At 70.9% G+C, this 21,915-nt stretch carries 15 protein-coding genes; 10 read left to right on the top strand and 5 right to left on the bottom strand.

All coding sequences use genetic code 11. The features are described 5' to 3' along the window. Positions 1–3 precede the first annotated feature (3 nt). A complete protein-coding gene (locus tag OHS18_RS07915) occupies positions 4–1,302 on the bottom strand; it encodes an ABC transporter substrate-binding protein (RefSeq protein WP_328454479.1) in 1,299 nt (432 codons plus the stop codon). Between the two features lie 248 nt (positions 1,303–1,550). On the opposite strand from OHS18_RS07915, the gene OHS18_RS07910 reads away from it, so the two are divergent. From OHS18_RS07910 to OHS18_RS07890, 5 genes are all read left to right on the top strand, one after another. Beyond that, positions 1,551–2,546: a LacI family DNA-binding transcriptional regulator gene (locus tag OHS18_RS07910; protein ID WP_328458917.1), complete on the top strand. Its 996-nt coding sequence runs from the start codon at positions 1,551–1,553 to the stop codon at positions 2,544–2,546. A 712-nt stretch (positions 2,547–3,258) separates the two neighbouring features. Then, positions 3,259–6,177, top strand: a complete 2,919-nt coding sequence (locus tag OHS18_RS07905) for a glycoside hydrolase family 48 protein (protein WP_328616491.1) — start codon at positions 3,259–3,261, stop codon at positions 6,175–6,177. Between the two features lie 10 nt (positions 6,178–6,187). Next, positions 6,188–7,762, top strand: a complete 1,575-nt coding sequence (locus OHS18_RS07900; RefSeq protein ID WP_328616490.1) for a cellulase family glycosylhydrolase — start codon at positions 6,188–6,190, stop codon at positions 7,760–7,762. A 52-nt stretch (positions 7,763–7,814) separates the two neighbouring features. Continuing rightward, positions 7,815–9,614: a glycoside hydrolase family 6 protein gene (locus tag OHS18_RS07895; protein ID WP_328616489.1), complete on the top strand. Its 1,800-nt coding sequence runs from the start codon at positions 7,815–7,817 to the stop codon at positions 9,612–9,614. 82 nt (positions 9,615–9,696) lie between these two features. Further along, on the top strand, positions 9,697–10,458 hold the full coding sequence (locus OHS18_RS07890) for a GH12 family glycosyl hydrolase domain-containing protein (protein ID WP_328616488.1): 762 nt from the start codon (positions 9,697–9,699) through the stop codon (positions 10,456–10,458). On the opposite strand, the gene OHS18_RS07885 is transcribed toward OHS18_RS07890, so the two are convergent. Together OHS18_RS07885 and OHS18_RS07880 are read right to left on the bottom strand one after the other, a co-directional pair. Further along, positions 10,442–10,978: a GNAT family N-acetyltransferase gene (locus tag OHS18_RS07885; protein WP_328616487.1), complete on the bottom strand. Its 537-nt coding sequence runs from the start codon at positions 10,976–10,978 to the stop codon at positions 10,442–10,444. The genes OHS18_RS07890 and OHS18_RS07885 overlap by 17 nt on opposite strands. Positions 10,979–11,026: 48 nt before the next feature. After that, positions 11,027–12,298 carry an ABC transporter substrate-binding protein gene (locus tag OHS18_RS07880; RefSeq protein ID WP_442875347.1) on the bottom strand — a complete coding sequence of 424 codons (1,272 nt, stop codon included), beginning with the start codon at positions 12,296–12,298 and terminating at the stop codon, positions 11,027–11,029. A 194-nt stretch (positions 12,299–12,492) separates the two neighbouring features. On the opposite strand from OHS18_RS07880, the gene OHS18_RS07875 reads away from it, so the two are divergent. Continuing rightward, positions 12,493–13,509, top strand: a complete 1,017-nt coding sequence (locus OHS18_RS07875) for a LacI family DNA-binding transcriptional regulator (RefSeq protein ID WP_328616486.1) — start codon at positions 12,493–12,495, stop codon at positions 13,507–13,509. 54 nt (positions 13,510–13,563) lie between these two features. Here OHS18_RS07875 and OHS18_RS07870 read toward each other — a convergent pair whose 3' ends face one another. Beyond that, the gene (locus OHS18_RS07870; protein WP_328454492.1) at positions 13,564–14,625 is read right to left on the bottom strand and encodes a lytic polysaccharide monooxygenase; all 1,062 of its coding nucleotides are present in this window, start codon (positions 14,623–14,625) and stop codon (positions 13,564–13,566) included. 187 nt (positions 14,626–14,812) lie between these two features. Here OHS18_RS07870 and OHS18_RS07865 point away from each other — a divergent pair, with 187 nt between their 5' ends. Together OHS18_RS07865 and mgrA are read left to right on the top strand one after the other, a co-directional pair. Beyond that, positions 14,813–16,045 carry an AGE family epimerase/isomerase gene (locus OHS18_RS07865; RefSeq protein ID WP_328616485.1) on the top strand — a complete coding sequence of 411 codons (1,233 nt, stop codon included), beginning with the start codon at positions 14,813–14,815 and terminating at the stop codon, positions 16,043–16,045. A 48-nt stretch (positions 16,046–16,093) separates the two neighbouring features. After that, positions 16,094–17,086: an L-glyceraldehyde 3-phosphate reductase gene (gene mgrA / locus OHS18_RS07860; protein WP_328616484.1), complete on the top strand. Its 993-nt coding sequence runs from the start codon at positions 16,094–16,096 to the stop codon at positions 17,084–17,086. A gap of 10 nt (positions 17,087–17,096) precedes the next feature. Here the strand turns inward: mgrA and OHS18_RS07855 are convergent, their stop codons facing one another. Continuing rightward, positions 17,097–18,218 (bottom strand): cellulose binding domain-containing protein, encoded by a 1,122-nt coding sequence (locus OHS18_RS07855; protein ID WP_328616483.1) that lies wholly within the window; start codon positions 18,216–18,218, stop codon positions 17,097–17,099. 455 nt (positions 18,219–18,673) lie between these two features. On the opposite strand from OHS18_RS07855, the gene OHS18_RS07850 reads away from it, so the two are divergent. Together OHS18_RS07850 and OHS18_RS07845 are read left to right on the top strand one after the other, a co-directional pair. Next, positions 18,674–20,164, top strand: a complete 1,491-nt coding sequence (locus OHS18_RS07850) for a cellulase family glycosylhydrolase (protein WP_328616482.1) — start codon at positions 18,674–18,676, stop codon at positions 20,162–20,164. A 263-nt stretch (positions 20,165–20,427) separates the two neighbouring features. Beyond that, positions 20,428–21,900 carry a hypothetical protein gene (locus OHS18_RS07845; protein ID WP_328616481.1) on the top strand — a complete coding sequence of 491 codons (1,473 nt, stop codon included), beginning with the start codon at positions 20,428–20,430 and terminating at the stop codon, positions 21,898–21,900. The last annotated feature ends 15 nt before the right edge of the window (positions 21,901–21,915 follow it).

The following is a 21,915-nucleotide window of genomic DNA, read 5'->3' as shown; positions in this document are numbered from 1 at the left end:
AGGTCAGCGGCTGATCTTCTTCGCCGAGTCGACCATCTGCTGCCAGCCGTCCGCCGCCGACTTGCCCTGCTCGACCGCCTTCAGTGCCGGGCTGGAGGCGTTCTCCTGGATCTGGCCGTCACCGGGGCCCTTGTACTGCGGCTTCTGGACCTTCTTGGCCTGCTCGGCGAACAGCTCGCCGACCTTCGCGCCGAAGTAGTCGTCGGTCTTGCTCAGCAGCGCGGGGTCCGTGAGGGCCTTGACCTGGCTCGGGAAGGTGCCCTTGGCCTGGAACGCCTTGATCTGCTGTTCCGGCGCGGTCAGCCAGGCCGCGAGCTCGGCGGCCTCCTTCGGGTGCTTCGACTGCGTCGGCACAGTCAGGTAGGACCCGCCCCAGTTGCCGCCGCCGCCGGGGAAGGCCGCGGTGACCGCCCACTTGCCGGCGTTCTCCGGACCGGCTTGTTCCTTGATCACGCCGAGCATCCACGCCGGGCACACCTTCGTGGCGAAGGCGTTCTGCTTGAAGCCGGCTTCCCACTCGGGGCTGAAGGCGGTCAGCTTGGCCGACTCGCCCTTGGCGACGGCGTCGGTGACCTTGGTCCAGGCGTCCTTGATGCCCTGGTTGCCCTCGACGGCGAGCTTGTCGTCGGTGCCGATGTAGCCGGTGGGGAGCTGGTTGACCATGGCGTTGAAGTTCTGTGCGGCCGAGTCGAACCAGGCCTTGCCCTTCGACTTGGACACGTAGTCCGCGCCCGCGGCGAAGTAGCTGTCCCAGGAGGCGAACAGGGGCTTGACCTGCTCGGGATCGGTCGGCAGCCCGGCGTCCTGGAACATGTCCTTGCGGTAGCACATGGCGAGCGGCCCGATGTCGGTGCCGTAGCCGATGAGCTTGCCGTCCTTGGTCTTGGCGGCGTCGTACTTCCAGCTGAGCCAGCGATCGGGCGAGGCGTCGGCCGGGCCGATCTTGGTCAGGTCGTTGAACTTCGAGCCCTTGTCGAGGACGTCGGAGAGGTGGCCCTCTTCGACCGCCGTGACGTCGGCGAGGCCCGAGCCCGCGGCGAGCTTCGTGATCAGGTCCTGGTGGTAGGGCCCGCCCTGGCCGGTCTTGCGGTGGGTGATCTTGATGTTGGGGTGCAGCCGCTCGTACTCCGGGATGAGGGCCTCGTAGCCGAACTCGGTGAACGTCGCCAGCGTCAGGTCCACGTGCTCGTTGGGGCCGGCCGCCGGCGGGGTCGCGTCACCGCCGCCACCGCAGGCCGTGGCGCCGAGCGCCGTCATCGTGATGCCCAGTGCGAGGACCAGGCCGTTCCGGATCGTTCTCACGTGTCCAACCACCTTGTTGACGGGAATGAGCGCTCTCACTACTGGGAGCCCTTCTGGGAGCGCTCCCAGGTGTCGCAGAGTCTGCTGGCGGCCTCGGGCGGTGTCAAGGGGCTGTAACCGGAGTGTTTCCTGCGAGGAGCGCTCCCGGTCGCCGGGACGGGCGGACGATAAGCTGAGGGCGTCAGGGTGGATGTGGGAACGAGGGCGGTGCCGTGGGGCCTCGAGCAGGGGATGAAGAGCGGCCGACACTGGAGGACGTCGCGGCGTTCGCCGGCGTGTCGCGGTCGACGGCGTCGCGGGCGCTGAACGACGACGCGTACGTCAGCGCGGCGGCGCGGGAGAAGGTCCAGGCCGCGGCCCGTGACCTGGGCTATTCCCCGAACCAGGCGGCCCGCTCGCTGGTCACCCGGCGGACCGGGGCGATCGCGGTGGTGCTCTCGGAGCCCGAGTCCCGGCTGCTCGACGACCCGTACCGCACGGCGGTCATGCGCGCCGGCTACCGCGAACTCGCCGACGTCGGCCGGCAGATGGTGCTGATCTTCAGCGACACCCGCGAGGACCTGAGCAAGACCGTCCGGTTCCTCGAAGGCGGGCACGTCGACGGCGCGCTGGTCTTCGCCCCGCACCGGGCCGACCCGCTGCCCAAGGCGTTGCGGCTGCTGCGCATCCCGGTGGTGTTCGGCGGCCAGGCGGCGGGCATCCGCCGCGGCGTCCACGTCGTCGACTTCGACAACGAAGGCGGCGCGCGGCTGGCCGTGGAACACCTGGTCGCGGCCGGCCGCCGGCGGATCGGCACGATCGCCGGCCCGCAGGACCAGAGCGCCGCGATCGACCGGCTCGCCGGCTGGCGCAAGACGCTGCTCGACGCCGGGCTCGACCCCGTCGACCTGGCCGAAGAGGCCGACTTCACGCTCTCGGGCGGCGCGAACGCGATGTCCGCGCTGCTCGCCCGCCACGCGGACCTCGACGCCGTCTTCGTCGCGAGCGACATGATGGCGGTGGGCGCGTTGCGCACGCTGGACGCGGCCGGCCGCCGCATCCCGGCGGACATCGCGGTGGTCAGCTTCGACGACAACGCCACCCTCGCCCCGGCGATGGACCCGCCCCTGACGTCCGTGCACCAGGACCCGCGCGAGCAGGTCCACGCCATGGTCGAGACCATGCTGCAGCTCCTCGACGACCACGCCTTGAAGCCCCGCCAGCACGTCCTCCCGGTCTCCCTGGCGATCCGCGGCTCCGCCTGACCCCAGCCGTGTCGTCCGCCCAAGTACGCGAGTCGTCCACCCAGGTACGCGTGTCGTCCACCCAGGTACGCGAATCGTCCACCCGGGTACGCGAGTCGTCCGCCCAGGTACGCGAACCGGCCTCCTGGGTACGTGCTGCCTCCCGGAGTGCCGTTTCGTCCCTCCGAACACGCGTGTCGACCCCCTGATCACGGGTGATGCCTCGTCCTGCACAGCCGGATGGGGCGAACTCGCGTGCCTGGACGGTCGGTTCGCGTACCCAGAGGGTCGGTTCGCGTGCTTGGAGGGTCGGCTCACGTGTCTGGAGGGTCGACTCGCGTGATCCTGGGGTCGACACGCGCACCGGGATGGCCGACACGCGTACTCCGGGGGACGACACGCGTACCTGGGTGGACGACACGGTGGCGAGTAGTGGGCTCGGGACGCTGGGAGCGCTCCTAGTCCAGGTCTACGCCTTTGGCGCAAGCCGGGCGTGGAAAGGCACGGTGGGTGACCGGCCGGCTGGGCCAGGCGGGTGACGTCGCGACCAACGGGTGGGGCTGTTCAGGAGTGTTCAGCGGGCTGACTACTCGCGGGTCGGCAACGACCGGGTCGCGGTGAACCGTGTGCTTCTGACTCGATTCTTTACAGGGGTGTTTCCGGCTGGCTACCGTCTGCGCCTGGAAGCGCTCCCAGATCGCTGGCTCCCTACGGACAAAGGAGTTCCGCAGCCATGCGTTCCCCTCATCCCATCAAGGCCGGCGTATTGCCGCTGGTCGCGAGTTCGGTGGTCCTGGCCGCCCTGCTCGTCCCCGTGCCACCGGCGCTCGCCGCCGACGTGGCCTGCTCCGTCACCTACACCACCAACGACTGGGACACCGGGTTCACGGCCAACGTTTCACTGCGGAACGACGGTGCGGCCCTCGACAGCTGGCAGGTCGGCTGGACGTTCCCCGACGGCCAGAAGGTCCAGCAGGGCTGGAGCGCCACCTTCGCCCAGACCGGCGCCGCGGTCACGGCGACGAACCTCTCCTACAACGGCCACCTCGGGACGGGGGCCAGCACCAGCTTCGGCTTCAACGGCACCAAGGGTTCCGCCAACCGCCCGCCGACGGACTTCTCCGTCAACGGCTCCGCGTGCACCGGCGCCAACAAGGCCCCGACGGTCAGCCTGACCTCGCCCACCTCGACCGGTACCTACTACGCCCCGGCCACCATCCCACTCGCCGCGACCGCGGCCGACACCGACGGCACCGTCGGCAAGGTCGAGTTCTACGCCGGTGACACGCTGCTCGCCACCGACACGTCCGCGCCCTTCGAAGGCAACTGGGGCAACGTCCCCGCCGGGACCTACTCGATCACGGCGAAGGCCTACGACAACAAGAGCGCCTCCACGTCCTCGAACCCGGTCAGCGTCAAGGTCCTGTCCGGTCCGACGATCGTCGCCACCCCGGCGACCGCGCAGGTCAAGCAGGGCGGTACGACGACCTTCGGGGTCAGCCTGGCCGGCGCGCCGACGAGCCCGGTCACCGTCGCGATCGCGAAGACGACCGGCAGCACCGACCTGACGGCCACCCCGGCGAGCCTCACCTTCACGACGGCGAACTGGAGCACGCCGCAGAACGTCACCGTGAAGAGCGCCGACAACGGGGGAGCGCTCGGCAGCGCGACCTTCACCGCGAGCAGCAACGGCTACACCGCGGCCAGCGTCACGGTCACCGAGATCTCGGCGTCCACATCGGACTACCAGGTCGAGTTCCTCAAGCAGTACAACAAGATCAAGGACCCGAACAACGGCTACTTCCGCAAGTTCGGCAGCATCCTGGTGCCCTACCACTCGATCGAAACGCTGATCGTCGAGGCGCCCGACCACGGGCACGAGACGACGTCGGAGGCGTTCAGCTACTACCTCTGGCTCGAAGCCTCCTACGGTCAGATCACCGGGGACTGGACACCGTTCAACGCGGCCTGGACGTCGATCGAGACGTACGCGATCCCGTCGGCGGCCGACCAGCCGGGCAACTCCGGCTACAACGCGAGCAAGCCGGCCACCTACGCGGCGGAGTACCCGAGCCCGAAGTCGTACCCGTCACAGCTGCAGTCCGGCGTGTCCGTCGGCGCCGACCCGATCGCGGCGGAGCTGAAGGCGGCCTACGGCTCGCCGGACGTCTACGGCATGCACTGGCTGCTCGACGTGGACAACATCTACAAGTTCGGCCACTGCGAGGACGGCACCAACACCGCCCCGGCGTTCATCAACACCTTCCAGCGCGGTTCGCAGGAGTCGGTCTGGGAGACGGTCACCCAGCCCAGCTGTGACGTCCTGAAGTTCGGCGGCAAGAACGGCTACCTCGACCTGTTCACCGGCGACTCGTCGTACGCGAAGCAGTGGAAGTACACCGACGCGCCCGACGCGGACGCCCGCGCCGTGCAGGTGGCGTTCCAGGCCGAGAAGTGGGCGGCCGCCCAGGGCAAGAGCTCCGATGTCGCGGCCGTCGTCAAGAAGGCATCGAAGATGGGCGACTACCTGCGGTATTCGCTGTTCGACAAGTACTTCAAGAAGATCGGCAACTGCGTCAACCCGAGTAGCTGCCCCGCGGGCAGTGGCAAGGACAGCGAGCACTACCTGGTCTCCTGGTACTACGCCTGGGGCGGGTCGATGGACTCGTCCAGCGCGTGGGCGTGGCGGATCGGTGACGGCGCGGCCCACCAGGGCTACCAGAACCCGCTGGCCGCGTACGCGCTCTCGACCGATCCGGGCCTGAAGGTGACGTCGGCGACCGGCGCGAGTGACTGGGCGACCAGCCTCGGCCGTCAGATGGAGTTCCTGCAGTGGCTCCAGTCGTCCGAGGGCGGCCTCGCCGGCGGCGCGACCAACAGCTGGGAAGGCCAGTACGGCACGCCGCCCAGCGGCACGCCGACGTTCTACGGCATGTTCTACGACCAGGCGCCGGTCTGGCACGACCCGCCGAGCAACCAGTGGTTCGGCTTCCAGACCTGGGGCATGGAACGCATCGCCGAGTACTACCAGGCCACCAAGGACGCCCGGGCCAAGAAGATCCTCGACAAGTGGGTCCCGTGGGCCATCGCGGGCACCACGGTCGGTGCCGGCGGGAGCTTCCAGATCCCGGCCGACCTGACCTGGAGCGGCGCGCCGGATACCTGGAGTTCCACCAGTCCGGGGTCGAACAACGGCCTGCACGTCACGGTGAAGAACTACAACAACGACGTCGGCGTGGCGGCTTCGCTGTCGAAGACGTTGCTCTACTACGCCTCCGGCTCGGGCAACGCCCAGGCCAAGAGCGTGGGGGAGCAGCTGCTGACGGCGCTGTCGGCGAACGCGGACACTCAGGGCATCGCGGTGCCGGAGACCCGGACGGACTACAACCGGTTCGACGACGCCTACAACGCCACCACCGACCAGGGCCTGTACGTGCCCTCCGGTTGGACCGGCACGATGCCGAACGGCGACCCGATCAGCTCGAGCTCGACGTTCACCTCGATCCGGTCGTTCTACAAGTCGGATCCGCAGTGGCCGAAGGTCCAGGCCTACCTGGACGGTGGCGCCGCCCCGACGTTCACCTACCACCGGTTCTGGTCGCAGTCGGAGATCGCCACGGCGTTCGCCGCCCACGTCGCCCTGTTCGGCTGAAAGGCACTCGATGAAGCGACTGCTCGCACTGGCGGTCGCCGCACTGGTCGGGGGCGCCGTTCTCACGGCGTCCCCGGCCACCGCGGCCCCCGCCCCGGCACTTTCACGTGAAAGTGCCCACCTGGGGACGGCACTTTCACGTGAAAGTGCCGCCGGCACCGGCACCGGGTACTGGCACGCGTCCGGTTCCCAGCTCGTCGACGCCACCGGCGCACCGGTCCGGATGACCGGGGTCAACTGGTTCGGCGCCGAGACCGGCAACTACTCGCCGCACGGCCTGTGGAGCCGCAACTACCGGGACATGCTCGACCAGATGGCGAGCCTCGGGTACAACACGCTGCGGCTGCCGTACTCGAACCAGCTCTTCGACCCGGGCGTCAAGCCGAACAGCATCGACGCCGTCCAGAACCCGGACCTGCAGGGGCTTTCCGGGCTGCAGGTGCTCGACAAGATCATCGCCTACGCCGGCACCAAGGGCATGCGCGTGATCCTCGACCAGCACCGGCCGGACTCCGGCGCGCAGTCCGCGCTCTGGTACACCAGCGCCTACCCCGAAAGCCGCTGGCTGTCCGACTGGACGATGCTCGCCCAGCACTACAAGGGCAACACCACGGTGATCGGCGCCGACCTGCACAACGAGCCGCACTCGATCCAGGGTGGTGGCGGCGCGTGCTGGGGGTGCGGGGACACCGCGACCGACTGGCGGCTCGCCGCCGAACGCGGCGGAAACGCCGTGCTGGCCGCGAACCCGGACTGGCTGGTCATCGTCGAGGGCGTCGACTGCGTCAGCGGCACCGGCGACCCGCAGTGCGGCTGGTGGGGCGGCAACCTCTCCGGCGCCCGGCAGTCCCCCGTGCGACTGTCCAAACCGGACAAGCTGGTCTACTCGGCGCACGAGTACGCAACGTCGGTGTTCGCCCAGCCGTGGTTCTCCGACCCGGCCTTCCCGGCGAACCTGCCCGCGCTGTGGGACCACTTCTTCGGCTACCTGCAGAAGCAGAACATCGCGCCGGTGCTGCTCGGCGAGTTCGGCACCACGCTCGCCGACCCGCGCGACAAGGTCTGGCTGCAGGAGCTGATGAAGTACGCCGGCACCGGACCGACCGGGATGAGCTTCACCTACTGGTCGTGGAACCCGAACTCCGGGGACACCGGCGGCATCCTCAACGACGACTGGACGACCGTCAACCAGGCCAAGCAGGCGATCCTGCAGCCGTACCTGATCCCGCCGACGGGTTCGGGCGGCGGCACGACGGATCCGCCACCCGCGGTGAGCTGCGCGGTCACCTACCACGTCGACAACACGTGGCAGGGCGGCTTCGTCGCCTCCGTGACGCTGAAGAACACCGGCACCACCCCGCTGAAGGCCTGGTCGCTCGGCTGGACCGCGGCGTCCGGCACGCAGATCACCGGCGGCTGGGGCGCCACCGTCACCCAGTCCGGCACGCAGGCGACCGCGAAAGCGCCGACCTGGGCGCCCGACCTGGCCGGCGGCGCGTCGACGTCGATCGGCTTCCAGGCGACCGGCGCCTCGAGCGGGACGCCGGCCGGGTTCGCCGTCGGCGCCACCCCTTGTACTTCCTGATCCCCCAACCCGATTCCCCAATCTGATCCCCCAACCCGAAGGAGCGCACTCGATGAAGAGTGGATTCTGGTCCGCGAAGAGGAAGTCACGGCTCGCCGTGGCGTCCTCGGTGACGGCCGCGGCCGTCGTGGCCGGCCTGGTGGTGGCCGGCGGCAGCCCGGCGGCCGCCGCCAGCGGCTGCAAAGTGACCTACACCGTCAACCAGTGGGACACCGGCTTCACCGCGAACCTCGCGGTGACCAACCTGGGCGACGCCGTCTCGAGCTGGGACGTCCAGTGGGACTTCGCCGGCAACCAGCAGGTCCAGCAGGGCTGGAGCGCGAGCTTCAGCCAAAGCGGCAAGCACGTGAGCGCGAAGAACCCGTCGTGGGGTGGCGCGCTCGGGTCGAACGCGACCGCGAGCTTCGGCTTCAACGGCTCGTACTCCGGCACGAACGCCGTTCCGGCGTCGTTCTCGCTCAACGGCGTCGTCTGCGACGGCAGCACGGGCGGTCCGTCCACCACGCCGACGACCCCGACCACGCCGACGACGCCCACGACCCCGACGACCACCACGACGCCGCCCCAGCCGGGGACGCACGTGGACAACCCTTACTCCGGGGCCAAGGGGTACGTGAACCCCGACTGGTCGGCGTCGGTGACCGCGGCGGCGGCGGCCAAGGGCGGCACACTCGGCACCCAGATGGCCAAGGTGGCCAACACCTCCACCGCCGTCTGGCTGGACCGGATCGCGGCGATCGAGGGCACGTCGAGCGCCCGCGGGCTGCGCGGGCACCTCGACGCGGCGCTCGCCCAGAGCGGCAGCGGCACGCCGGTGACGATCCAGATCGTCGTCTACGACCTGCCCAACCGCGACTGCGCGGCGCTGGCGTCCAACGGTGAGCTGCAGGCCGGCTCGGGCGGTCTGGCCCGGTACAAGAGCGAGTACATCGACCCGATCGCCTCGATCCTGTCGGACTCGAAGTACGCGCCGCTGCGGGTCGTGGCGGTCGTCGAACCGGACTCGCTGCCCAACCTGATCACCAACACCGCGACGGCCAAGTGCGCCGAAGCGCAGTCGACCGGGGCCTACACCCAGGGCATCCAGTACGCGCTGAACAAGCTGCACGCGATCTCGAACGTCTACAACTACCTCGACATCGCGCACTCGGCGTGGCTGGGCTGGGACAGCAACTTCGGCCCGTTCGTCAACCTGGTCAAGCAGACGCTGCAGGGGACGACCGCCGGGGTGAACAGCATCGACGGGTTCATCAGCGACACGGCGAACTACACCCCGCTCACCGAGCCGAACCTGCCGGACTCGAGCCTCAACGTCGGCGGCCAGCCCCTCCGGTCGGCCACGTTCTACCAGTGGAACCCGTACTTCGCCGAGGTGCCGTTCGCGACGGCGATGTACAACGCGTTCGTCTCCGCGGGCCTGCCGAGCGGCATCGGCATGCTGATCGACACCTCCCGCAACGGCTGGGGCGGCTCGGCCCGGCCCACCGGCGCGTCGGGGTCCACTGTGGACAGCTATGTGAACTCCGGGCGGATCGACCGGCGGCTGCACCGCGGCAACTGGTGCAACCAGAGCGGGGCCGGGCTCGGCGTGCGGCCCACCGCGTCGCCCGCGGCGCACTTCGACGCCTACGTCTGGATCAAGCCGCCGGGTGAGTCCGACGGCGCGAGCCAGCAGATCCCGAACGACGAAGGCAAGGGCTTCGACGGGATGTGCGACCCGACCTTCCACGGCAGCGATCAGGCCAACGGCGGCAACCTGACCGGCGCCCTGCCGAACTCGCCGCTGTCGGGCAAGTGGTTCGAGGCCCAGTTCGAGCAGCTGGTCCAGAACGCCTACCCGGCGGTGCAGTAACCGATCTCCCGGGCCGGGCGGTGCCTGCGCAGCCGCCGTCCGGCCCGGGTTTCCACCCGTTCCGCAACCGGAAGGAGTCTTCATGAGCAACCGGCTACGAGCCACAATGGCGTCGTTCGGAGCCGCGGCCGTGCTGCTGTCCGGCGGTGTCGTGCTCACCGCGCCACCGGCGGCCGCGGACACGCAGCTGTGCGACAAGTACGGCTCGCTGCGCATCCAGGGCGGCCGCTACATCGTGCAGAACAACAACTGGGGTGACGACACGACCCAGTGCCTCTCGGTGTCCGGCACCGGCTTCAGTGTGACGACGGCGTCACACAACCGGCCGACGAACGGCGCGCCGGGCAGCTACCCGTCGGTCTACGCCGGCTGCCACTACGGCAACTGCAGCACCGGCAGCGGCCTGCCCCGCCAGGTCCGGTCCCTCGGCTCCCTGACGTCCCGGGTGGACTACACCACCGTCCAAGCCGGACAGTGGGACGCCTCCTACGACGTCTGGTACGACCCGAATCCCCGCCCGGCCGGGCAGAACACCGGCGCCGAGGTGATGATCTGGGGCAACCACCGCGGCGCCCCACAGCCGGTCGGCGGTGTCATCGGTACCGCGCAGCTCGCGGGCGCGACCTGGAACGTCTGGTTCGGCAACATCGGCTGGAACGTCATCTCCTACGTCCGGACCAGCGGCACCGACAGCCTCGGCGTCAACCTCACGGACTTCACCCGGGACGCGGTGAGCCGGGGCAAGATCAGCGACGCCTGGTACCTGACGAGTGTCCAGTTCGGTTTCGAGCCGTGGCAGGGCCAGACCGGGCTGGGTGTGAAGACGTTCAGCCTGTCGGGCTGAGGTCCTTCCGGAACGAGAGCCGGTCCAGCCCGGGCCCGTCGTAGTCGGGCTGGACCGGCCGTCCTTCGAACTCCTTCGGCCCGGGTTCGGTGACGAACCCCATCCTGGTGTGGAACGCGTGCGAACCACTGTTCTGCGGCGACGTGATCGCCCGGACGACCGAGCGCCCGTGTGCCCGGCTGTGGGCGAAGAACCGTTCGTAGAGCGCGGCGCCGAGGCCGTGCCCGCGCTCGGCGGGATCGACGCCGACGAAGTGGATGTAGCTCTCGTCCGGCCGCGACTGCGACAGGAACCCGATCAGGAACGCGACGATCCGTTCGTCCGACGTAACCAGGAAACTGCTGTCGCCGAAGTGCTGGAACATCAGCTTCGGCAGGAGGAGCGCCCGTTGCCGCACGCCTTCCTCGCCGCCGAGGCCACCCCACCAGTCGTCGAGGAGGGCCAGCACGGGAAGGTGATCGGCGGGACCGGGGCGCCGGACCCCGAAGCGCTGCCAGGGCGCGGGCAGGGGAGTGGTCATGCTCGCCACCCTGCCCGCTCCGGCGCCCCCGTTCCAGCGGATTTCCGGTCAGGGCACGACCTGGCTCACCCCCAGCTTCACCTGCTGCCAGACCGCGGCGGGGTCGGCGCCCTGCTCGACGGCCTTGAGCGCGGGCGCGACGACCGTCTCCTGGATCTTCCCGTCGCCGGGGCCCTTGTACTGCGGCTTCCCGACCTTGCGGGCCTGCGCGACGAAGACCTGCCCGCTCAGCGCGCCGCCGAAGTAGCCGTTCATCTCGCTGAGCAGGTCGGGGGAGGCGAAGGCGTCGACCTGGCTGGGGAAGTTGCCGCTGGCCCGGAACGCGTGCAGCTGCTGCTCCGGCGCGGTGAGCCAGGCGGCCAGCGCGGCGGCCTCCCGCTGGTGCGGGCTCGCCGCCGGCACCGTGAGGTAGGAGCCACCCCAGTTGCCGCCGCCGTCCGGGAACGCGTCGGTGATCGCCCACTTGCCCGCGTTGGCGGTTCCGGCCTCCTGCTCGATGGCGCCGAGCATCCACGATGGACAGACCTTCGTCGCGAACGTCCCGTTGCGCAGGCCGGCGTTGCCGTCGTCGGCGAAGGCCGTCAGCCCGGCCGACTGGCCCTGCTCGACGGCCGTGGTGACCTGGTTCCAGGCGGCCTCGAGCGCGGTGTTCGTCGCCAGTGTCGGGCGGTCCTGCCGGTCGAGGTAGCCGACCGGCAGCTGGTTGACCATCGCGTTGAAGTTCTGCGCGGCGGAGTCGAACCAGGCCTTGCCCTTCGAGCGCTTGACGTACCGCTCGCCGGCCTTGAAGTAGCTGTCCCAGGTGGCGAACATCGTCTTCACCGAGCCGGGGTCGGTCGGCAGCCCGGCGGCGTCGAGGAGGTCCTTGCGGTAGCACAGGGCGAGCGGGCCGATGTCGGTCCCGTACCCGACGAGCTTGCCGTCCTTGCTGCGCCCGGCCTCGTACTTCCACTCCAGCCAGCGCCCGGGCTTGACGTCGGGCGGGCCGACCTCGGCCAGGTCGGCGAACTTCGCCGACTGCGCGAGCACGTCGGCGAGATGGCCCTCCTCGACGGCCTGGACGTCGGCCAGGCCCTGCCCGCTCTGCAGCTTGGCCAGCAGGTCCTGGTGGTACGGGCCGCCCTGCTCGGTCCGGACCTGGCGGATGGTGAGCCCGGGGTGGGTGAACTCGTACCCCGGGATCAGGTCGTCGTAGCCGAACTGCCCGAACGTCGCCAGCGTGAGCGTGAAGCTCTCGGGCGTGGCGGGGCCGCAGCCCCCGGTCAGGACCAGCAGGACGGCGGCCGTGACGGCCGCCAGTGTTCTTCGGAACTTCCTCACGCGTGCGCACTCCCGGTTCGCGACTCGCGCTCGCACACGAGGGTGGGAGCGCTCCCGATTGGAGTCTTGTTTCCGCAGGCCACGGGTGTCAAGGTGGGCGACTGCGGGTGTCCGGACGGACACGGGCACGCGATGAATCGGTTAAGCACTGGGGTCGAGTTCTTGTGGTGCAACGGGTCCCGTGGAGGAGCGCGATGAAGCGTCCGACGATCACCGACATCGCCCGCGAGGCCGGAGTGTCCAAAGGGGCCGTTTCCTACGCCCTCAACGGCCGCCCCGGCGTTTCGGAGGCGACCCGGCACCGGATCACCGCGATCGCCCGGGAACTGGGCTGGGCGCCGAGCAGCACCGCGCGGGCCCTGTCGGGCGGCCGCGCCGGGGCGGTCGGGATGGTGCTGGCCCGGCCCGCGGACGTCCTCGGCGTCGAACCGGTCTTCCCGGCCCTGCTCACCGGGATCCAGCGCGAGCTCGGGGCGGCGTCGCTGATCCTGCAGGTCGCCCCGGACCACGCCGCCGAACTGGCGGTCTACCGGCGCTGGCACGGCGAGCGGCGGGCCGACGGCGTGCTGCTCACCGGCCCGCGGCGCGACGACGTCCGGATCGCCGAACTGCCCCGGATCGGTCTGCCGGCGGTGGCACTGGGCGGGCCGCTCGGCCACCCGGGCGTCCCGTCCGTGCGGATGGACGACGCCGCCGCGGTCGGCGAGGTGCTCGGTTACCTGGCCGGGCTCGGGCACCGCCGGGTCGCGTGGATCGCCGGGCCGGCCGTGCTGGTGCGGTCGCGGGTGCGGGCCGAGGCGTTCGCCGCCGTGGCGGACCGGCTGGGCCTGCCCGGTGCCCGGACCGTCCACACGGACCTGTCGGGCGACGCCGGCACGGGCGCTACCCGCCGTGTGCTGGCGGGGCCGCACCCGCCGACCGCGCTGCTGTTCGACACCGACGTCCTCGCCGTCGCCGGGCTCACCGCGCTGCGGGAGCTGGGCTTGGCGGTGCCGGGCGACGTCTCGGTGGTGGCCTGGGACGACTCGGCCCTCTGCCGCCTGGTCCGCCCGGCGCTGTCCGCGGTCCGGCGCCCGGTAGCGGAGTTCGGCGCGCTCGCGGTGTCGGTGCTGCGGGACCTGCTGACGGGCGGCGACCCCGGCGACGTCTGCACGTCACCGCCGACCCTGATCACCCGCGGCAGCACCGGCCCCCCGCGTCCGGGTCCGTGAATGGCCCGTCGAGGGACTTCGAGTCCCTCGACGGGCCATTCACGGACTTCGGCCTCAGGTGCCCTGGCAGGTCGGGGACGGCTGGGCCGGGTTGGTCCCGGACGCGTTCACGACCAGGCCGAACGTCGTCTCGCCGTCCGGCGGGACCCGGCCGTTCCAGTCCGCGCTGCGGACTGTGACCACCGAGCCGGACTGGCTCAGCGTGCCGTTCCAGACACTGCCGACCGTCTGGCCCGCGGGCAGCGTCCAGCCCGCCTGCCAGCCGGAATACGCCGTCGTGCTGTGGTTCATGATCGTCACCGTGGCCTGGTAGCCGCCGCTCCAGGTGTTGGTGATCTGGTACATCGCCATGCACGAGCCGCCGGTGGGCGGGGGAGACGTCGGCGTCGTCGGCGTGGTCGGCGGGGTGCCCGGATCGTGCACGCCGGTGACCTCGCCGTGGCCGCCGTCGAAGGTGACGTCCGAACAGCCGTAGAACGTCTCGGCGCTGTCGGAGCGCTTCCAGACCGAGTAGATGACGTGCCGTCCCGACTTGCCCGCCGGCAGCGCGCCGGTCCACTTGTACTGGCCGTCGACGGTCCCCACCTGGCCGGTCACCGGCGGGTGGTCGATGGTCAGGAACGGCTGGTCCTCCAGCGAGTTCCAGGTCAGCGGCTGCGACGGGTCCCAGCCGTCCTTCGTCACGTAGGTGTAGAACCAGCCCGGGTGGGCCGCCCACGCGTTGTAGGAGAAGTCGAACGACGCCCCGGCGGTGAGGTGGGTCAGCGGCCAGTCGCCGACCTGGTCGAACCCGGCGTAGTTCGGGTTCCCGCCGGAACACAGCTTCCCGTCCGGGATGAAGCCGCGGGTGCGCCCGGCGCCGTCGGAGCGCAGCACGGCGAACCAGTTGTACAGCGAGTTGGCGCCGCTGGTGGCCACCGCGGCCGAGCAGGCGGGGTTCTGCGGGATGATCTGGCCGGTCGAGCTCAGCCCGTCCTGCCAGCACAGGAAGGTCCGGCTGCCCGGTTTCATCAGGGCGCCGTGCGCTTCGGCGGTGCCCGTGTTCAGCAGCACGGCGGTCAGGCTCGCCACCAAGACGGTGACGGCGGCGAGGATCGTACTTCGTCTCCTGGTCACGTCGGTCCCTTCGTCGGGTTACGTGCGTCGAAGACTGGGAGCGCTCCCAAAGTCAGGGTACGCGGTGACGGCGGCTTGCGGAACATCTCCCGCAGGGGGCGGGTGACCCGCGCGCGAGCTTTGGCATACCTTGGGAAAGGCAGCCGATCACGGGCTGGTCAGTCGAGAAAGGCAAGGTTGTCGGAAAGTGGACATTCCGTCTTCGGTTCCCGCCTGGGTGCGGGCCGAACCCGCCCGGCTGCTCGGTTTCGCCGCCCCGGCGGCGCACCCCGCGGGTGGCTTCGCCTGGCTCGACGACACCGGGCACCCGGTGCTCGACCGGCCCGTCGAAACGTGGATCACCTGCCGGATGACGCACGTCTTCGCGCTCGCTTCGCTGCAAGGCGTGCCGGGCGCGGCGGAGCAGGTCGCGCACGGCGTCGCGGCGCTGACCGGGCTGCTGCGGGACGCCGAGCACGGCGGCTGGTTCGCCTCGGCGACCGCGGCCGGCCCGGTGGACGACGGGAAACGCGCCTACGAGCACGCGTTCGTCGTGCTGGCGGCCACGAGCGCCGTCGCGGCCGGGGCCGACGGCGCGGACGCGCTGCTGGCGGAAGCCCTCGAGGTCGTCGACCGCCGGTTCTGGGAGGCCGGGCCGGGCCTGGTCGCCGACGTCTGGGACCGCGGCTGGACGCGGCTGGAGGCCTACCGCGGCGCCAACGCCAACATGCACACGGTCGAAGCGCTGCTCTCTGTCAACGATGTCACCGGCGACCCGGTCTGGGCCGCCCGCGCGTTGTCCATTGTGGAGCACCTGGTGCACGGCGAAGCCCGCGCGCACGGCTGGCGCCTGCCGGAGCACTACGACGCGGATTGGCGCGTGCTGCTGGAGTTCAACCGGGACGAGCCGGCGCACCCGTTCCGGCCGTTCGGCGTCACCATCGGGCACCTGCTCGAGTGGTCCCGCCTGGCGGTACACCTGAAGCGCGCGCTCGGCGCCGAAGCGCCGGAGTGGCTGCTACCGGACGCGGAGGCGTTGTTCGCCACGGCGGTGCGGGACGGCTGGGCCGTCGACGGCCACCCCGGCTTCGTGTACACGACCGGCTTCGACGGCGTCCCGGTGGTGCGCAACCGCCTCCACTGGGTGGTGGCCGAGGCCATCGCCGCCGCGTGGACCCTGCACCAGGAGACCGGCGACCCGGCCTACCTCGCCCGGTTCGAACAGTGGTGCGCGCACGCCGAAGCCTGCTTCGTCGACCGTGAACGCGGTTCGTGGCACCACGAACTGGACCCGCGCAACCGGCCCGCCGCGACGGTCTGGGCGGGCAAGCCGGACGTCTACCACGCCTACCAGGCGACGCTGCTGCCCGTGCTGGCGCCGGGCGTGTCGTTCGCCGGGGCGCTGTCGCTCGACCGGGGCGCGATCGTCGAAGGAAGCTGATCACGCCCGTAGACTGCGGGAGCCTTTTCCCTCCCGACAAGGAGAACCATGTCGCCTTTCGTCGCCGCCGAGGACCGGTACGCGGGCATGCCGTACCGGCGCGCCGGGCGCAGCGGGCTCAAGCTGCCCGCCGTGTCGCTCGGCCTGTGGCACAACTTCGGGGACGACAAGCCCCTCGACGTCCAGCGCGCGGTGCTGCGGCGGGCGTTCGACCTCGGGGTGACGCACTTCGACCTGGCCAACAACTACGGCCCGCCGCCGGGTGCGGCGGAGGCGAACTTCGGCCGGCACTACGCGGCCGACTTCCGGCCGTACCGTGACGAGATCCTGGTGTCGTCCAAGGCGGGCTACCTGATGTGGGACGGCCCGTACGGCGAATGGGGCTCCCGCAAGAGCGTCCTCGCGAGCCTCGATCAGAGCCTCGCCCGCACCGGTCTGGACCACTTCGACATCTTCTACTCGCACCGGCCGGACCCGGACACCCCGATCGAGGAGACCATGGGTGCCCTCGACACGGCGGTCCGGTCGGGGAAAGCGCTTTACGCCGGTATCTCCAACTATTCGCCGGAGCAGACGGAGGCCGCGCTGCGGGCGCTGCGCGAACTCGGCACGCCGCTGCTGATCCACCAGCCGTCGTACTCGATCCTCAACCGCTGGGTCGAGGACGGCCTGCTGGACACCCTGGCCGAGCACGGCGTCGGCTCGATCGCGTACTCGCCCCTGAGCCAGGGCCTGCTGACCGACCGCTACCTCGACGGCATCCCGGCCGACTCCCGCGCGGCGGGGGCCAGCCCGTTCCTGACCCAGGACCGGATCACCGAGGAGACCCTGGGCCGGATCCGCGCGCTGAACGACGTCGCCGAGCGGCGTGACCAGTCGCTGGCGCAGCTGGCGATCGCGTGGATCCTGCGCCGCGGCCGGGTGACCTCGGCGCTGATCGGGGCGAGCAGCGTGGCCCAGCTGGAGAACACGGTCGCGGCGGTCGCGAACCTGGACTTCACGGACGAGGAGCTGGCCGAGATCGACCGCATCGTCGCTTAGAGGGCGGTGCCTAGCAGCCGATCCGCGCGGGGCCGGTCGCGACGTCGTCGAACCAGAGGGTGTCCGCGTCGGTGGCGTAGCTCTCCCAGCCCAGCCGAAGGTCGGCCGGCGACGGGTGCCACGCCCGGGCCAGCCACTGCTGGTCGACGTCGGGAGTGGGGACGCCGTCGGCGACCAGGCCGGGTACCTCGGTGCCGTTCAGCCAGGTCCGCAGCTGCCCGCCGGGGCCGTCGATCCCGAACTCGAAGCACGACCAGGTCCCGGTGGGCAGCGGCACGCTCTGCGCGACGCCGGCCGGGCTCTGCGCGGGCAGGGTCGCGTCGTCGGACTCGCGGTTCCACTGCAGGGCCCGGTTCTGGCCGCCCGCCCGCAGGTCGCGGCCGCCGTCCGCGGTGTCCCGCAGGGCCATCAGCGTGACGTGCCCGGTGGGCAGCGGGGTCGTGTGGCGGACCCAGAACCGGCCGTACCGCACGCTCCCGGCGGCGAGAGCCGTGCCGAGGAAGGCGTGGTTGCAGTAGCCGCCCTGGCCGGTGACCTTGACCGAGCGGGTGCCCGAGTGCGCGACCGTGCTGTCGACGGTGACCGTGCCGGTGCCCTGGCAGTTCGCCGCGCCGACCGTCCATCGCCCGCCCGGGGTGGTGCCGGTCTGCTGCTCGAAGTCGTCGCAGACGTCGGCGCACCCCGCGGGCGGTGGCGCGGAAGTGGTCGTGGTGGTCGGCGTGGGCGGGGCGTCGCCACCGCACGAGACGCCGTTGAGCGCGAAGTCCACCGGCACCGGGTTGCTGCCGGAGTACGTGCCCTGCAGGCCGAACGTCACGGTGCCGCCGGCGGGCAGGGACGCGTTGTAGGACAGGCTCTCCGCGGTCACCGCCGTGCCGGACTGGCGGACCGTGGCGTTCCAGCCGGACGTCACCGCCTGGGTCCCCGCGTAGTGCCACGACAATGTCCACGACGAGAGCGCGGTGGCGCCGTTCGTGACGGTCACCTGGGCGGTGAACCCGGTCGACCATTGGTCGACGCGGTAGTCGACGCCGCAGGCGGGGGCGGCGGCGGCCGGGCTCGCGGCGAGGACCGCGGTGGTACTCGCCGCGGCGAGGCAGAGCCCGGCCAGGGCTCCGGCGAACCTCTTCATCGGGGCTCCTCTCCCAGGACACGGGACTCGGGGCGCGCCCACGGGACACGAACAGGGACGCCGCGGCGGAAACCGCGGCGCCCCTGGTGTTTCGTGGTCACGTTCTGGCGATCGTGACCTGGCATGGGAGCGCTTCCAGCCGACGAGAAGGTAACCCCGTCGTGTCGTTGTTGTAAAGCGCGACCCGGACGCGGCCCGATCCGGTGGGCGGCTTTCCGGGGCCGTTCCGCCTGGATCGGGTACTGAACACTCCTGAACGGCCGAACCTGTTGTCAGGAAAGAAATGTCCCGATCGCGCTGAGCCACCGCCCGAGTCGGCCGGATGCCGCCGTTGGAGTGGATTCCGGAGTGTTCGCGGGAGTTCGCCACGAGGTTTACAGCCGCCGGGCCGCGCGCTAGGGTCCACCGTTGCTGGGAGCGCTCTCATTTTCTCGTCGTGTACAAAGGAGTGATCGATGCGTTCCGGTCCAGCACTGCTCGGCGCCCTCAGCGCGCTCGCCGTCGTCGGCGCGACGACGGCCTTCACCCTCGGCACGCCGACGCCGGCCGCGGCGGCGACGGCCTGCGAAGTCGGCTACACCGTGAACGACTGGGGGAGTGGCTTCACCGCGAACCTGACCTTGAAGAACGTCGGGACGGCCCCGCTGTCCGGCTGGCAGATCAGCTACACCTACGCCGGCAACCAGCAGCTCCAGCAGGGCTGGAACGCCACCTGGGCCCAGACGGGCAAGACGGTCACCGTCACCCCGGCGGGCTGGAACGGCACCGTCGCCCCGAACGCCTCGGTCACGGCCGGGGCCAACTTCGGCTACAGCGGCACCAACACCGCGCCGGCGTCGATCAGCGTGAACGGCGCGCCGTGCGGCGGCACGCCACCCCCGACCACCACGACCCCGCCCCCGACGACGACCACCACGACCCCGCCGGCCGGGGGCGCGCCCGCGCTGCACGTGGCGGGCAACCGGCTGGCCGACAGCGCGGGCACGCCCGTCACGCTGCGCGGCGTCAACCGCTCCGGCGGTGAATTCGCCTGCGTGCAGGGCAACGGGATCTTCGACGGCCCGATGGACGCCGCCTCGGTGGCCGCGATCAAGAGCTGGCACGCGAACGTCGTGCGCGTGCCGTTCAACGAGGACTGCTGGCTCGGCCTGCCGAACGTCGAGCCCGCCTACGCCGGCGCGACCTACCGCGCCGCGCTCAAGTCCTATGTGGACCTGCTGCACCGGAACGGCCTGATCGCGATCCTCGACCTCCACTGGACCCAGGGCGCCTACACCGGGAACTCCTCGGCGTGCGCCGACGTGAACTCGACGTGCCAGAAGCCGATGACCGACGCCGCGCACGCGGTGGACCTGTGGACGTCGGTCGCGAACACGTTCAAGGGTGACGACGCGACGATCCTGGACCTGTTCAACGAGCCCTACCTCGACCGCGCGGTCTCCGGCTCGGCGGCGGCCTGGACGTGCTGGCGCGACGGCGGCTCCGCCTGCACCGGCATCGGCTACGCGGTGGCGGGCATGCAGACGCTCGTGAACGCCGTCCGCGCGACCGGCGCCACCAACGTGCTCATGCTCGGCGGCCTGGCCTACTCCAACGACCTCACGCAGTGGCTGCAGTACAAGCCGAACGACCCGGCGGGCAACCTGGTCGCGTCGTGGCACTCGTACAACTTCAACACCTGCGCCTCGGCGTCCTGCTGGGACAGCCAGCTCGCCCCGGTCGCGGCGGCCGTGCCGCTGGTGGCCGGTGAAATCGGCGAGAACGACTGCGCGAGCGGCTACGTCACCGGCCTGATGGACTGGCTCGACCGCCACCAGGCGTCCTACCTCGGCTGGACCTGGAACACCTGGAACTGCTCCAGCGGCCCCGCGCTGATCTCGGCCTACGACGGCACGCCGACGGCGTTCGGCGCCGGGATCCGGCAGCACTTCCTCGCCGCGGGCTGACCCGTCCCACGAAAGGTGTGAGAAGTTCGTCCGGCGCTGCGCGCGGCCGGCTGCACATGCATAATGGCCGAGGCGGGTTCGCCCGCCCCGTGGTGCCGGCCGATGACCCCCAGGTCGGCCGGCACCACCCTTTTCCTGCCTCGTCGCGGTCCTCCGGTTCGTCCGGGACTTGTGCCGCACCTTTGTCACATCGTGGGCCGCCACTGTCACGCTGCGGTACTGTCGACCGGTGCACCAGTACTCCGGAAATCGTTGGATGAACGATGAGTCGACAGGTCAAGCCAGGGAGTAAGCCCTACCGTGCACAGCTGCGCGATCGCTTGGCCGCCCTGGGGTTTCCCGACGAGGCGATCCCGGCCCGCGTGGCGGAGAACCTGATCGTCGAATGCCGGGTCCCGCCCCGCACGGCGTGGCGGCTGGCGTCCGAGTTGTCGCTCGACGTGGCGGCGCACCAGTACAACACCCTTACGGGTGACCCCCGTGCGGGTATGCGCGGTACGCGGATCTGGGAGTACGAGCAGTGGCCCGAGCGCGGCGTCCGGCCCACCGTCGCGGCGCTGCGGGTGCTGGCCCGGGTGTACGGCACGAGCTGGAAGTCCCTGCTCGGGCTGCGTGACCTCGAACAGCTGCCGGCCAAGGAGCTCGCCGAGTACCACGCCGACGTCGAGACGGTCGCGCCGGCCGCCGCCCGGGACGCGGCGCCGGTGCTGACCTACCCGATCCGCTCGATCGTCCGCGTCGAGCCCGGCCGCGCCGCCGACACCGAGGTCGGGGCGAGCTCCCTCGACGACGCCATCCTGCTCACCAAGACCAACGTGGACGACGTCCAGCTCGACGACCTGTGGTCGGACCTCAACTTCCTCGGCGGCGCGTACACGCGGACCGCGCCCGACTCGGCGCTCGGCCAGCTGGCCGTCGTCGGGGAACGCACGGCTGCGCTGCTGAAGGGGCGGCAGCGGCCGAAGCAGACCCAGGACCTGCTGCTCGTCGGGGCGAAGTGCGCCGCGATGATGGCGTGGATCGCGGGGGACCTCGGGCGGTACCGCCTCTCGCGCGAGCTCAACTCCGCCGCGTGGCTCTACACCCAGTACGCCGACGACCTGCTGGCCCGGCGCTGGGTCCGCACGTCGCAGGCGCGGGTGGCGTTCTGGGCCGGCAACGGCGTGGAGTCCGCGAAACTGGCCGCCGACGGGCTCAACTACAAGGCCGGCGGGCGGCTCACCGACGCGCCGTTGATCCTCGCCGAGGCGCGCGGGTGGTCGTCCGTGCGGGCCGAGCCGCAGGTGCTGGACGCGATCGCGCGCTGGACCAGCATCGAGGACCCGGAGCTCGGGGCCGGCGGCGAAGACCGGTTCTTCAACATCACCAAGGACCGCCGCCACTACATGGCCGGCACCTCGCTGCTCTCGGTCGGGCAGGCTGCCGCGGCGTTGCGCGAGTTCGGGACCGCGCGCGAGGCCTACGAGAAGCTGTCGCTCGAGAACCGCTGGGAAGCGATGGACCCGATGATCCGGATCGACACGGGCCGCACGCACCTGCTGCTCGACGATCTCGAGGGGGCCGCGGCCCAAGTGGAACCACTCCTGATCGCGGATGTGGGCAGACAGCCGGACATGGTGCGTGCCATGCTCAAGGTCCTCGCCGCCGAGCTGTCCGGTCCGCGCTGGCGCTCGGTCACGACGGCCCGGAACCTCGCGGAGGCTCTTGTGGACGCGCAGGCGTCGGCGCGGCCTTGACTTCGACCAGATCCG

This window comes from Amycolatopsis sp. NBC_00355, from assembly GCF_036104975.1.
In the GTDB taxonomy this organism is placed as follows: Bacteria; Actinomycetota; Actinomycetes; order Mycobacteriales; family Pseudonocardiaceae; genus Amycolatopsis.
The sequence above is the reverse complement of the archived record's forward strand: the minus strand, read 5'-3'. Positions and strand labels throughout refer to the sequence as shown.

Excerpts from the sequence above, each read along its gene's own strand:
- OHS18_RS07875 (WP_328616486.1), top strand. The coding sequence starts at position 12,493 with ATGAAGCGTCCGACGATCACCGACATCGCCCGCGAGGCCGGAGTGTCC.
- OHS18_RS07845 (WP_328616481.1), top strand. The coding sequence starts at position 20,428 with ATGAGTCGACAGGTCAAGCCAGGGAGTAAGCCCTACCGTGCACAGCTG.
- OHS18_RS07885 (WP_328616487.1), bottom strand. The coding sequence starts at position 10,978 with ATGACCACTCCCCTGCCCGCGCCCTGGCAGCGCTTCGGGGTCCGGCGC.
- OHS18_RS07905 (WP_328616491.1), top strand. The coding sequence starts at position 3,259 with ATGCGTTCCCCTCATCCCATCAAGGCCGGCGTATTGCCGCTGGTCGCG.
- OHS18_RS07895 (WP_328616489.1), top strand. The coding sequence starts at position 7,815 with ATGAAGAGTGGATTCTGGTCCGCGAAGAGGAAGTCACGGCTCGCCGTG.
- OHS18_RS07900 (WP_328616490.1), top strand. The coding sequence starts at position 6,188 with ATGAAGCGACTGCTCGCACTGGCGGTCGCCGCACTGGTCGGGGGCGCC.
- OHS18_RS07890 (WP_328616488.1), top strand. The coding sequence starts at position 9,697 with ATGAGCAACCGGCTACGAGCCACAATGGCGTCGTTCGGAGCCGCGGCC.
- OHS18_RS07850 (WP_328616482.1), top strand. The coding sequence starts at position 18,674 with ATGCGTTCCGGTCCAGCACTGCTCGGCGCCCTCAGCGCGCTCGCCGTC.
- mgrA (WP_328616484.1), top strand. The coding sequence starts at position 16,094 with ATGTCGCCTTTCGTCGCCGCCGAGGACCGGTACGCGGGCATGCCGTAC.
- OHS18_RS07855 (WP_328616483.1), bottom strand. The coding sequence starts at position 18,218 with ATGAAGAGGTTCGCCGGAGCCCTGGCCGGGCTCTGCCTCGCCGCGGCG.